The organism is Aequorivita sp. KMM 9714, from assembly GCF_011065475.1.
Taxonomy (GTDB): Bacteria; Bacteroidota; Bacteroidia; order Flavobacteriales; family Flavobacteriaceae; genus Aequorivita; species Aequorivita sinensis.
Map to the genome: position 1 here is coordinate 1 of NZ_JAAGRO010000066.1, position 265 is coordinate 265.

Here is a 265-nt window from a genome sequence, read left to right on the forward strand (position 1 = left end):
AGGTTGATAATTTCATTATAAATATCACCTTGATTCTGGATGTTAGTTACCACATCTCCAACAACATCGATTGTGATTGTATCACCATTTGCGTTTGTCAGTGTGTAAGTTCCATTACCGTTATCTACTAATATAGTGGTGTTAGCATCAAACGTAATTACATCTCCATTTACTGTAGTATGCGTAAATGTACCATCGCCATTATCTACGAAGAGGTCTGAACCTGTAGTGTTGGTAATAAGGTTGATAATTTCATTATAGATAT

Annotated in this window: 1 protein-coding gene; it reads right to left on the reverse strand. The window is 34.3% G+C overall.

The genetic code is table 11. The annotated features are described in order from the left end of the window. On the reverse strand, window positions 1-265 hold a 265-nt coding region (locus G3A46_RS14190; RefSeq protein WP_165150788.1), incomplete at both ends, for a hypothetical protein.